Origin of the sequence: Olivibacter jilunii (assembly GCF_900607235.1) — a bacterium.
GTDB lineage: Bacteria > Bacteroidota > Bacteroidia > Sphingobacteriales > Sphingobacteriaceae > Olivibacter > Olivibacter oleidegradans.
The window spans coordinates 20,649-34,161 of sequence record NZ_LR027858.1; the positions used below are offsets into that span (position 1 = coordinate 20,649).

General features: G+C 43.2%; 10 protein-coding genes. All 10 read right to left on the minus strand.

The annotated features are described in order from the left end of the window. Positions 1 to 43 precede the first annotated feature (43 nt). Complete coding sequence (locus tag E0E36_RS24585; RefSeq protein WP_130858165.1) at positions 44 to 1,219, minus strand: FecR family protein; 1,176 nt, start codon at positions 1,217 to 1,219, stop codon at positions 44 to 46. A gap of 109 nt (positions 1,220 to 1,328) precedes the next feature. Further along, a complete protein-coding gene (locus E0E36_RS24590) occupies positions 1,329 to 1,895 on the minus strand; it encodes an RNA polymerase sigma-70 factor (protein WP_013663773.1) in 567 nt (188 codons plus the stop codon). A 668-nt stretch (positions 1,896 to 2,563) separates the two neighbouring features. After that, positions 2,564 to 2,836, minus strand: a complete 273-nt coding sequence (locus tag E0E36_RS24595) for a hypothetical protein (protein WP_130858166.1) — start codon at positions 2,834 to 2,836, stop codon at positions 2,564 to 2,566. Further along, a complete protein-coding gene (locus tag E0E36_RS24600; RefSeq protein WP_242627389.1) occupies positions 2,820 to 5,459 on the minus strand; it encodes an alpha-L-rhamnosidase in 2,640 nt (879 codons plus the stop codon). The genes E0E36_RS24595 and E0E36_RS24600 overlap by 17 nt, the downstream gene beginning before the upstream one ends. 31 nt (positions 5,460 to 5,490) lie before the next feature. Further along, on the minus strand, positions 5,491 to 6,234 hold the full coding sequence (locus E0E36_RS24605; protein WP_207303809.1) for a 3-keto-disaccharide hydrolase: 744 nt from the start codon (positions 6,232 to 6,234) through the stop codon (positions 5,491 to 5,493). 28 nt (positions 6,235 to 6,262) lie between these two features. After that, entirely contained in the window at positions 6,263 to 7,573 is a 1,311-nt protein-coding gene (locus E0E36_RS24610) for a Gfo/Idh/MocA family protein (RefSeq protein ID WP_242627390.1), read from the minus strand. 261 nt (positions 7,574 to 7,834) lie between these two features. After that, a complete protein-coding gene (locus E0E36_RS24615; RefSeq protein WP_130858168.1) occupies positions 7,835 to 10,588 on the minus strand; it encodes a glycosyl hydrolase in 2,754 nt (917 codons plus the stop codon). An 84-nt stretch (positions 10,589 to 10,672) separates the two neighbouring features. Then, a complete protein-coding gene (gene rhaM, locus E0E36_RS24620; RefSeq protein WP_130858169.1) occupies positions 10,673 to 10,981 on the minus strand; it encodes an L-rhamnose mutarotase in 309 nt (102 codons plus the stop codon). Between the two features lie 55 nt (positions 10,982 to 11,036). Beyond that, entirely contained in the window at positions 11,037 to 12,194 is a 1,158-nt protein-coding gene (locus E0E36_RS24625; protein ID WP_130858170.1) for a glycoside hydrolase family 88/105 protein, read from the minus strand. Positions 12,195 to 12,260: 66 nt separating this feature from the next. Further along, positions 12,261 to 13,046 (minus strand): rhamnogalacturonan acetylesterase, encoded by a 786-nt coding sequence (locus E0E36_RS24630; RefSeq protein ID WP_013663780.1) that lies wholly within the window; start codon positions 13,044 to 13,046, stop codon positions 12,261 to 12,263. Positions 13,047 to 13,513: the final 467 nt, after the last annotated feature.

The window sequence follows — 13,513 nt, forward strand, 5'->3', positions numbered from 1 at the left end:
ACTAAAGCTCATACATGACCCCTCCTTTTTTTGAATTGAATAATTATATAATAACTAATTTTTTACCCTCCATTTTACATTTCACACCAACGGTTTCCAATACGCTGATCGCCTCGGTCAGACTTAATGATCGTGGAATTTTACCCACATAGGTTTCCGCAAACTCGGTTCGCCGGTAGATTACCTCGACACCGTACCAACGAGCGAACTGCTTTAATACGCTTTGAATGTCCGAATCATGAAAACTGAAGTAGCCGTTTTTCCATGAAACGATCTCGGAGGCATCGACACTTCTTATTTTTATTTTCGACATATGATGGCTAACCTTGGCTTGTTGATTAGGTTTTAATATAGCTACTGCATCTGTATGCATTTGCTTCACCTTAACAGAACCTTTAACAAGCGTGGTGCGCGCCCATTTTTCGTCGCGGTAAGCATCAACATTAAATTCAGTACCCAATACGTATACTTCTTGCTGCCTCGTTTCGACAATAAAAGGAACGGCCTTTCCTTCGGCAGGATCCACTGCAAAATAAGCTTCACCGTCTAGTTTAACACGCCGCTGACCCCATGAATGGAGTGAAAAACGAATTTCAGATGCCGCGTTTAACCACACCACACTACCGTCTGCCAATACCAATTTATAGTCTTTACCCACCGGTGTTTTAATAATGGTACTATATGCTTGCCCATCTCGTGCAGAAACTTTGCGATCACTAACACAGCGGATAACATTTTCCTCTGACTTATGTATAGTTACCCCTTCCACATTTAGCGACGTGCCGACAGGCACATCGTCTAGGTTAACAACATCTCCATTGGATAAACGCAGCATCGTTTTATCATCGCTCCAAGCTCTTTCTTTTTTGGGGATCGAACCTTCCTTTTTAACCAATTCCTTCCTTTGTGTATCAGGCCTATCAAGGTAAATTAAAGCTCCAATTACCGTAAGGCTAATGATAGACGCAGCGACATACATCCACCGCTTATTTAAGCTTCTCGGACCAACCTTGTTATCACTTAGGGAAGTTAAGTGCTTAATTTTGTCGAACAACTGTTTCCGATAGGCTTCTTCATTACCGGCAAATTTTGATTGAATAATAAGCTCCTCATCCTGCCCCTCATTATACCAGGCGGCGAACTCTTTTTTTTCTTCCTCACTGATCGTGTTACTTAACCACTTCGCAGCTAGTTCCTGATATCGTGCGCTATATTTCATTGTAAATAATTGGTCTTTATAAGGATGTCCTTTGTGGAAAGCAAATCCCTTACTTCGATTTAAAAAAAAATTAAAAATATTTTCGTACTGCTGAAATGAGCAGTATTGGTTATAGAAGGGTAAATATAAAATGGCTTAGTTTTGCCCGCAGAACGCGTATTGCTTTGCCCATATGAGCTTCCACAGTCTTCTCACTAATCTTTAATTCTTCCGCAATTTGTTTTTGAGAATAACCATGATCTCGACTTAATTTGAAGACAAGCCTACATTTCTCGGGTAAATCGCGCACATAAAGGTTTAATTGGCTAAACAATTCATTAAATTGCAGCCACTCTTGCGTTGAGTTATCAACAAAACTACTGGATACCAAGCTATTGATGTAATGCTGTTTGTTAAAGTATTTATCCAACATTTTGATGACGCGATATTTAACCGATACTGCTAAATAATTGCTCAGTGAAGTATGAATTTCCAATTCCTGTCGCCGATTCCAAAGATTCACAAAAATATCCTGTACGATTTCTTCCGCGTCTTCAAATCTTTCTACTTTGTTACTGGCGACCGTTAAAAGTTTTTTCCAATAACGATTATACACTTCAGTAAAAGCTTCTTGGTCATTGTTCGTTAAACGCGTTACCAAATCTATATCTGAAAGGTTCTTATAAATCGGCTTCATTATTGGTTAACTCGGTAGATAGCAAAACTAATAAAAACAGTAAGACCGCTATCCTGTACCGTCCTGATTTAAGCGTCTGCAAAACATTTATTTAAGTGATCAGCTTTCGGATATCAGCTTATTTCCCTAGCTCAAGGCCTTAGCGGCTATAAGCTATAGGCTTTAGGCTATAAGCGGTAAGCTTTAGACAGCATCTGCCTACTGACAAGTCGGTGAGTTTATGATCTATCGGTTTATTCATCGTTCATCACTTATAACTCATCACTACCTAACTAGTTCCCTACTTAAGTCATTCCAGTGATAGCCGTACTAGATACGTACTAAAGAAAAGCAATGGAACAGGGATGGAAATAAAAGGGATAACGGAGGACAGGTGGATGTAACGTGGATATAACGTGGACTTGAGGTGGACCTGAGGTGGATTTCTAGATTGTAATTTTAAAGGGAAAAGACGGTTTTTGATTGGTTGATTCGGTGTTGGAGATTCTTTACAAAGATACGGAAATTTTTGCTATTGCATAGAGAAGAAAAGCTCGAGTGTTGTATATAAAGGAAGGTTTTCTTTAGTCACTTTTTTCCGCAAAAAGTAACCAAAAACTCCTCGCTTGGAACTTTGCCACAAGCGGTAGTGCATCAACGTGCAAACCGCAAATTTCCTAGGCGATATTTCAGTAGAACGGAGGGCTTTTGCGGGCAGCTGGTAAGCCCTGTGCGTGGGAAGAATGGCCTTGGAGGATACCGAGGCAACGAGCAGCAAAGCATTTGCACGTCTGTTCATATTGCAATACCCAAGCGGATTGAGGAAGTGAAACGGCTCCAATACGCGCCGGTAATGCTTTGCAATCAGGTGCAAGGTAGCCTACACCGCCTTGATTTTGCTCAACTTTTATCAAGAAAAGTTGAATAAAAAAACCTTCCTTTTCCTTATATATCAAATTCATGACTACCGGCAGCCAACGTTCTTTTCTCTCCAGACGGTAGCGTCAATGTTCCATCGCTATTAGGGGGAATCGTCAGCCAAAGCTTTATATGTTTTCCTTTCCTTTCCCAGCGCGTTGTGATTTTACCATGAGGTCCTATATGCGAAGCTTCAAAACTTTCCAGTCCCTCGACAAAATGGGGTTCGATAAGAACATGTTTAAAGCCCGGCTTTTCAGGGTCTGGTTTAATGCCACCTAATCCTTTATATAACCATGCCCCAATTTCACCGAACATAATATGGTTAAGCGAGATATCGTGCGCCGATTGGATATTCCAGTTTTCATAAAGCGTAGTCGCACCATTTTTAATCCACCATCCCCACGAGGGATAATCTTCCTGAGCCGCAATTTTGTAAGCTATATCAGCATAACCATTTTCGCTTAAAGCATTTAGGATGGCTTTGGTTCCTAAAAGCCCGACATCCAAATGATAGTTATCTGCTGTAACACGCTCTGCAAGATTCTTTGCCACCTTTGCACGTAAATCATCAGGCACTATACCCCAAAAGAGCGGCATACTTAGTTCAGTTTGAACGCCCTGTCCGTAAATTCCCGTTTCCTTATTTAAATATTTTGCGTTAATAGCGTCCTTTATCTTTCCCGCCAATTGCTCATAATGTATCGCATCTTGTTCTTTTCCGAACAACTTGGCCGCTTTGGCTAAAATCATTGCATCCACATAGTAGTAGATTGAAGATGATAGTTCCACAGGGGATTTTGATTTTACCGGCACCCAGTCGCCCAGACCCCAAGTGGTGAGTCCACTAGGATATAGAGCATCGATATGATCGACATAACGTTTAATGGCAAAATAGGAATCTTTCAACAGTTTATTATCACCATAAAACAAGTAAACATTCCAGGGAATTAAGGCAATCGTGCTCGTCCAATCCGGACCATTGCCCCATTCATAGCCCCAGCCGCCTGTTGGAATAATGGAAGGCAAAACGCCGTTAGCTTGCTGTTCATCCCGGTGATCGGCCAACCATTTTTCATAAATTGTAATGGCATCAAAGCTATACAAGCCCGTCTCAATTGCGATGTGCGCATCACCCGTCCATCCATTTTTTTCTCGTTGTGGACAGTCGGTTGGATAGCCAAATAAATTTGATAGGTACGAACGATTGGTAGCCTCCCAGATTTTATTGATAACGGGATTAGAGGCATGAATAGTACCAACCTGAGGCACATCACTATGCATAAAATAAGCCGTTAAACTTTCTTCTTTCAGGATTATCGGACGGCTGGCCGTTACTTCCACGTATTGAAACCCTTTATAATTAAAGGCAGGCATGAAATGATCATGCTTTCCACTAAGGATGACTATGTCGGTCTGAAAAGGGTCTCTATGATCCGTAGGTCGGTAATGTTGATCAATATTGGAAATATCCACATGTCCGTTTTCATAAAGTCGCTCCCCATGCTTTAGGCGAACGACGGTCCCTTTCTCCCCTTGAATATGTAGTTCCGTAACGCCTGAAATATTTTTACCAAAATCAAAGACATACGTCGTATCATTCAATTTTTTAAAATCCTTAACCTTCAACTGCTTCACATTTCGAATAGGATGCATCGTCTGCGATACCACTTGCTGTGAGGGTGCAGCACGGTAAAAAACTTCTTTCCAAGTACTATCATTGAAATCAGCCTTGCTCCACCCCTCTTGCTTTAGGCGTGCATCATAATGCTCTGCTGTATAAATACTGTTGAACACCAAAGGACCGGTACTGGTTTTCCAAGTTTTATCACTGACAATTGTTTCAACTGAACCATCCTCATAAGTAATTCGCAAGTCCAAGCAAAAGGTCGGTCGTGCCCTCCATGGCGCTTTATCAAAAAACCAAACAGCCGTTGATTGATGGTTATACCAGCCATTTCCCAGCAAGACGCCTATCGCATTCCTATCCTGCTGGATTTGCTCCGTTACATCGTAGCTAACGTACAAATTCCGTCGATCGAAGCGTGTGTACGCCGGATCCAATCGATGGTTCCCAATTCGTTTGCCATTTAAATACAATTCATACAACCCGGCAGCTGCAACATAAGCACGCGCAGATTTTATCGGCTTTGATGGAGTAAACGTTTTTCGAAAGTAAGGTGCGGGTTTTACATGTATGTCCTGACCATCGGAAATCCAGCTCCCTTTCCAATTAGCCGTCTGCATGATGCCTGTTTCGAATGAGCTAACAGGACTTTCTAATACATTACCTTGGCGATCCCAGGCTCTCACTTTCCAAAAATATTTCGTAAAGGCTTTCAGTGCCGCCCCATCATAATGTGCGAGTGTTTGATCGCTGACAATCTTCCCCTTATGATATAGGTTCCCCTCACCTCGCTGCGTTGCAAGGGAATCGCTATTTACATATATTTCATAAGCCGATTGTTTGAAACCTTGCTTTGCAGTTTCAAATCTCCACGTAAATCGGGGATGCTCCTGATCGATACCAAGAGGCGACGGAAGATGTTCAACCTGCAAGTGAACGAGTCTAACCTCTTGTGCAGCTAAATTTCCATAAGCGAATAAAACGAGTAGAATGGCAAAAAAACGAACACCTATAACGGTAAAGGATTTACGGGAATGCATGATTTTATTATAAATTTGTTGTTTTTGATTTTTAAAGATTAGGTTTTGGGACGTCCGCATTTGGCGGGAGTTCTATAATTTTGAAATTGCGAAAGTGAGTTTCAGCACCTTCCGATTCGAGACAGAGATAGCCTTTTTTAGACGATGCATTGCGCACGCCATTTACAAAACGACCGTTAACAGAAAGTTTTACCGTTCCGTCTACACATATCACATCATAGGTGTTCCATTCTCCCTTTCCTTTACATCGGTTTTCTATGGATTTACTTCGCTCACCTCGCGGGTTATCCGGTATTGTTGTCGTTCCACCAGCACCGAAAAGCTCACCATGCACATAGGCTATCGGTGGTTTTCGTCCGTCCTGCAGGTGTTGATTGACCCAATCAAGCTCCAGCATTTGGACTTCAACCCCGGCTGGAAGACGAGTTTTTGCATCCGGCTTGGCATCACTCCATATAAAGACACCCGAGTTTCCTCCCGCCTCCATATGGCGCCACTCGACGTGCAGTATAAAATTTTCGTATATTTTTTCAGAACGCATGACGCCGATCGGCTTTCCTGTACATTTCAAAAGCTCACCATCCACCCGCCAAGTACCGGGGCCCGTGTTGACATTAAGCCATCTTAGGGTATGTTCCCCTCCTGCTTCCTTATTTATTATATTTTCCAAAGCAACAGCGTGGCCAAAGCTTATACTTTCCGATTGCGCATAAACTCGCAAATGATTCGAGCTGAGCACCAAAAGCAGCGGAAGCACAAATTTATATATCTTCATCGTTAAAATCATTTCAGCGAGCCCCCGATTAGACAAACTTCGTTTTTCCCGGTACGGCTATTCCCGGTCCTTCCCATTTTAGATCCCACGCGTATTCCTCGATGGCGGGCCCTAAACGGTGCTCCGATTGAATGGCTTGCTCCCAGGTGATCGTTTGTCCGCTATAAGCCACCATCCGGCCCCAAATAGCCAGCATGGTACTATTAGCCATCCACTCTCCATCGTTGATGACTATGCCTTTGCGTATGGCCGCGAACAATTCATCGTGCTGGGTTTGGTACATGTTATTCTTTTTATCGCGGTACTTCCAATTGTTTTTCCCTATAATTTCAACCGGACCGCCTATATTAACGACAGCCCGGCCGTCGCTTCCCAAGACCTCAACGCTATTTCTGTTGGACGTACCGGCCTGTTGTCTGGTAAAGTGAAAACCACGTGCACCATTTTCATACTCAAATTCAATGGCAAAATGGTCATAAATATTTCCGTAGATCTCGTCGGTCCGTACCTGTCGACCACCCGTACCGGTTGCTTTTACAGGCATCTTGTCACCCATTGCCCACGACATCATATCCAAACTATGAACGGCCTGTTCTACAATAAAATCACCGGAAAGCCAGTTATAATAATACCAGTTTCGCAATTGATAAGTCATTTCGGACCAATCCGGTTGTCGGGGAATCGACCATAACTCGCCTCCATTCCTAAAAGTTGACACCGTGTTTATCGAACCGATCTCGCCATCAAGCACTTTACCGAATACCGCTCTATTCGCCCAATCGTAACGAAAGCAAAAGCCAGAGACGAGGCATAAACGCTGCTCTTTTGCCTGCCTCACGGCATCAAGCACTTTACGCACACCAGGCGCATCAACAGCCACGGGCTTTTCGCAGAAAATATGCTTTCCTGCTTTTACTGCTGCGGCTAAATGATCAGGCCTAAATCCGGGAGGTGTAGCCAACAACACGACGTCCACATCGGCCTCCAATACCCTTTGATAAGCGTCGAACCCGATGAAACGGTGCTTCTTGTCCACCTTCACTCGTTTCTCATCTATTTGCGACAACGCGTTGAGCGCCTGTTCCAAACGATCTTCGAAGATATCGCCCATGGCAGTAATATACACATTCGGATCGGCCTGTAAAGCTTGAGCTGCAGCGCCTGTCCCCCTACCGCCACAACCGATCAATCCTACCTTCAACACAGATTCCTTCACCTGCCAAGCAGCGAATGAAGGTTGACGGTAAGCCAAAGTACCCGCTGCCACCAGCAAGCTTGATTTTCTCAAAAATGTTCTTCTATCCGTTTTTTGCGGTTTAAACTGGTTATACTTCATCATAATACGGTTTGTTTAGTTCACTAAAGTATAAAAAATAACCGCGTAAAAAAATCAGTATTGTTGAACACAACGATTCCATGGAAGCGTATACGTTTTAGCAAATAAAGGTTAAAACAAGAAGCGCAGCAACCTGTACCGTCCTGTAAAAAGACTAAGGGTCTCCACGAAAGAAACCCTTAATATATCTGAAAATAATAAATTAACGCTTAATAAGATGATTAATCTTACAAAATGATATGTTCAAGTTTCACATGAAACAGTTTAGTAACATTCGATATACACCGGACCCGCTAAGCCGGCAGGGATTGTTTTCCAGTTTGACGCGTCGAAAGGTTCATAGTCGATGTTGACGAATTGACTTCCATTATACTCCCGCCATTTCATTTTCCGTCGATCCATATAGCGGATTCGATTGGCCATTAAATTCGCTACTTCGATTTCAATGGTGTTTTTCCCTGGACGAACAAGATTTCCAAGTCTTAATTTATAAGGAAGGCTCCAAATCAATCCAGCATCTTTTCCATTAATTTTTATACGGGCACTTTCAAATAAGCTGTCCAACTTTAAAACATATTCCTTTGCAAAGCCTGCGGGTAATTCAAAAGTAGACATGTAAACGGCTTTTCCGGCAAAATTATTTGCTGCGCTATCTTGTAGATCTGTCCACCGCATCAGGCGATCCAGATTTCGTGCTTTTGGAATCGTTGGCCCCCCATCCTTAAAGGTTAATCGCCATTTTCCTTCTATAGCGATAGACGCAGTGGGCTTTTCCAGGTATTGCCAATCTACCAGTTCTTGGTGCTCTTTATGTAAACCTGCCAAAATCCAGGACTCACCGGGCTCCAACTGTACCCTCACTTTCAGTCGGTTATTTTTAGACATGATTGCTGCTCTTCCGGTTTTTTCCGAAAGGGGATCCAAAATATACCAAGAAGCACCTGCTCCATTAAATGTTACATATTCGTCCACCCGTTTTCCGGTTAAATTGACCAGGTAATAATAGTGATCTGTTCCAACTTTCCGCCGAACAAATCGCAGTCCTGTCTTCACCAAGGCTTCCCCGGGCAAACTTACTTCCCGGAGACCGTCACGCAAGATTTCTTTCACTAAAATTTTACCTTTACCAACCTTCGGTTGCCTCGACATCTTCTTTATATTTTCCAAGACCTGAGCAAGTTTCATTCTACGCCTTTCCAGATCGTGAGCACCGGGAACATCCTTCGGCAAGGATTGAAAAATAAGCGTAGCGCCATTTTCCGCCAAGTGAATAAGTCTTTCTAAGGTTTCTACGGGCATTTTGTCGGTTTTCGGTATCAATAAAGCACGATAAGGTAAGGACTCCTTACCTGTCACCCAATTTCCATCTTGAACCTGCAGCTTTTCAAGCAAATGATCGGATACAAAATCGAAAGAATAGCCTTCTTCCTGTAATTGCAAAGCCTGCTTATAGAATTCAGTAGGATGTAACCATTCATCGATATCGTGAACCTTCAAGGCCCTTAAAGCTCCCTTTGGCTGATGCCATATATCATAGATCGGCCAATAAATCAGTAATTCATTATCCGCTTTTCCTGATTGCAAGATCGATTGTACTCGGGTGATATACCGGTTCATCCCGTCTAAATGGCTCCATAAGCTATTAGCCGGCACAAAATTCACGGACGCATAAAAGAGCCATCCCGGCCAAGGCACCTCTCGCGGAGAATAAGTCGTACCGTGGTAAAACACATGATTAATCCCGGCCAAAAACACTTGGTCCACTTCCGGTTTACATTGCGCCCAGGACGTTTTAAAGTGTTCCGTCAGCCAGGTGAAGGTTTCACTCGATACCAGATTCTTACCGGTTACATGCGCAGCGGAAGAAGCGAATTTTAACATCATTGGATCGGGATCCACATTACGTATATCGGCGCTATCACGACGCAGCCCCGGTATCGGAAAATAACTCGAACCAAAGGTTTCTGCCTCCGGTATATCCACCGCCGCATATAAATCCAAGAGATTACCCGGCGAACCGTGCGCTTGGTTTTTTGTAATACCATGCTGTTCATGCGCCCAATGAGTCCAATGCTTGGTAAAATTATCTAAAAGCATCTCTGCCACCGTTTCGCGGTAATCAGATTTGATACGCGCGACCTGCTCAGTTGAATCCCGACTTAGCAAATCGCGTACATAATACCGTAGATCGTAACCTCGGTTAGCTCGGAAGGTTTTAAACAGTGCTTCCGTCCAGTCTGCTCCATACACCTCATAGCTATCGTTATAGAAAGCCCTTATTCCAATACGCTCTTTACCTAATGCCTGTGTGTACGGTTGAAGATAGCGATCCAGTGCCCCTTTCGAAAAGTGATCGAGCGTTAAACCTTCACCACCTGGCGCTGCACGTTTTACCTGCTGCTTGGTTTTTCCCAGAAACAAAGCATATAATTCCCACGTACCCTTATCGGCCATCCAATGGAGTGTACCGGAGCTATCCACTTTATCCGTCAATAAAAGCGTTTTATTATCGGGACCATATGCGGTTAAAGAGATTAAGGGAGCGTTGGGTTGTTTCGGATCTGAAGACCTAATCTTTTCTTGCAACGGTTGTTCCCCTTGTAATTTATACGTGCCTACTATTAGCTTGGTAGCCGCATCGGCTGTATCAACTTGCGGTCCGCCAAAAGGCCAACCGGTACCATTAGTTAAATCGACTCCCATCCCCAGGCTATCGGCCGTTTGCAAGGTAAACCGTAAGCGCTTCATCCACTCGTCCGAAAGGTGTTCTATGTATTGATCTTCATAACCTTTTGCTCCATATATGGGTGCAATTTCTACCCCGCCAAAACCGCGTTGTTGATATTCCTGAAGGAGGCTACGTAGGTTTGCACTATCTACCGCATTTCCCATCCACCACCAGCGCGTCCAAGGTTTCATCTCTTTAGTAACTTCCGGCCAAAGGGTATCGGGTTCGCGCTGGCATCCTGCTGTTAGCGCGAGACTTATAATGAATAGGTATTGAAGTTTTTTTAACATCTTTATTAGTGAACAAGGGAACCTGTTAGTTGGGAACCGGTCATACTCCATGCTCCCTATTAACTACTCCCTATTAACTACTGTCTACTCCAAATGAAACATCATTTTCAAAGGTTTACTCACGGGCGAATTATCTGCATTTGTTTCCATAATATCCGCCATATAGGCCCACCATTTTTTCACCAATGGATGATCTCCCAGATCCTGCGAAGAACTGCCATTTTGCCTTTGTACCGCAAACAAGGTATTCGTTTCTTCGTCCAAAAAAATAGAATAGTCGGCTACGCCTGTTTCTTTTAGCAGTGCGCTTATTTCCGGCCATATTTCATCATGCCTTTTTTTGTATTCCTCTTGGAATCCCGGCATTAATTTCATTTTAAAAGCGATTTTCATTTTGAGGTATTAGCTTATAGCTATTAGCAGTTAACACATCGCTAATGCCTTATGTCTAAAGGCTATTAGCTAATTTATACACTTCCGTTCCGGCCAGCAGAAAACAACCCAAGCCGTAATCCTCGAAGTCAGGTTTGCTGGTATAGGTAACCGGTTGGCCGTCCTTCGGCTCTTTTCCAGTGCCTTGTACATAACCCAAGAAACCGTTCTTATGTAAGGATTCCTTTGACAACGCTTTCCAAGCCTTGGTTACGATCGGCAAGTATACCTTTTTATCCACCAAGCCTTTGTTGATCGCCCAAGCCATCCCGTAGGTAAATAGCGCTGTTCCCGTCGCTTCCTTCCCTCCAAAGTGCGTAGGATCGTGTAAACTTACATTCCAAAAACCGTCTTTCCGTTGCAAAGGAGCCAATGCCGCTAGCATATTGGTCAAATCCGTTAAATATTCCTGATAATGCGCGTCGCTTTTTGGCAATTCGTCTAAGACCCGCACCAAAGCCGCTACTACCCAGCCATTACCACGTGCCCAGTAGCAATCCTCACCATTTGGTTCTTTGTAAGGCGGAACAAAATCCTTGTCGCGCCACCACAGTTTATCTTCGGGATTGTATAAACCATTTCCTCCCTCCTTATATTTGGTATGCGCGTACAGTGCGTACATTTTATCAAAATATTTCGGATCATTATAGGTTACACCCAACTTTACGAATATAGGCATAGCCATTTGTATGGCATCAATCCAATCCCAATCATCTACCTGATCGCTATTGACCATCGCATCGATGTTATCTTTAATCGCTTTGATCTGAATAGCTTGCTTATCTAAGCGATACAAGTCGATATACGTTTGACCGCAGCATTGGTTATCCGCATTGCGCGTAAACAAATCACGTGCAGGTGCCCATTGGTGTTTTTCTCCCCATTGCGTAGCGTAGTTGTGGTAACGCTTATCAGCATCAATTGTATACAATGCCATCAAGCCTTCGTAATACACCGCCCTGGTCCAGATATTCGCCGGGCGCTCTTTATTCGTAATGATTGTTTTTCCCGCGTCGGGCCATTTCTCCATAAAATAGTTATTAGCCAGCCGAAGCTGCTGTAATATTTCGTCTTTCTTTGGCAATTTTTGCCCATAACCAGGTAAGCCAACCACTAACAAGAAGCATAGTGTTGTTAGCGTTTTCCGTAAGTTTCTATTGCGTATTTTATTCATCGTTATTAGTTATTAGCAATTAGGTATTAGCTGACAGCTTTCAGCGATCAGCTATCCCAAATCAGCCTATTTTCGTTTAATAAATTTTTTCAAGCCCATTTTAGGTACTTTCTTTATCGCTTCTACAAGCAGCGCTGCATTCTTCTTTGCACCTTCCAAATCAGTGTGCGTATGGTCGTCGGGGAAATAGGCTCTCACCTGTTCCCGTCCTATTTGATCATAATAATCAGCAACCAAATCGTGCAGTGGAATAAATGTCGCCCCTTCGCGAGCGGCTACTTCTTTTGCCCATTTCGGATATCCATCCGTGTCACGCGCTATCTTATTTTCTTCCCATCTATCACGAGGAATAGGCGAACATACGATCACCCGAGCCCCCTTTGCTTTCGCTTCGCGAATAAATTTAGACAAATACCAACCGTATGTATAAACAACTTCTTGCTGCTTTGTAATGGGATTATATATCTCCTTTTGTTCCTCACCTATGCCTTTCAATGTTCCACGTGCTCTGGCCGTATCGTCCAAGGGGCTACCGTCATTATGCCCAAACTGCATCATAAGATAGTCGCCGGTTTGGATTCGGTTTAACACGTTATCCCATAAGCCTTTGGTTATATAAGTACGTGTACTCGTTCCTCCCAAAGCATGATTTTCGATGGAAAGACGCGTGGTGTCAAAATAAGAAGACAGTAGGCTCCCCCAGCCCCACTGACCATTGCTGCCATCACCTTTACCATTTTTGACGGTAGAATCGCCAATAATATATAAGGTTGGCTTTCTGTCAACCGGCTTCATTGCCAACAGTAGGAGCAACAGTATACTGACGAATGGTTTAATTTTTGATGAATGCATCGATTTATTTGGCTTAATATAATATCTTTTAAATATGGTGCAAAGGTTTGCTCTCGCCTGCCCAATGGCAGAAAAAATTTATTGATTATGCTATTGTTACTTTCTTCCGCAGAAAGTAACCAAAGACTCATCGCTTGGAACTTTGCTTCATCGGTAGTGCCTCCACGTGCTAACCGCAAATTTCCTAGGCGATACTTTAGTAGAATGGAGGGCCTTTACTTTTAACCAAATTTATTAAATATTAATCTATTGTTTAATATATGAATCGTATGGCTATATCACTTTTTATGCTACTATAATACATCAAATCAAGCAGGCCGGCAACCTGTAGCGTCCTGTTATGTTACTTTCTTCCGAAGACCACGACATAGCTTGAACCGAGTGAAACGAGCTCATGAACTTAGCGCAGCGTTCTCACGAACGCCTATTAGATAATTTAAATGGTGAGTAATACCATTGAAAATAAA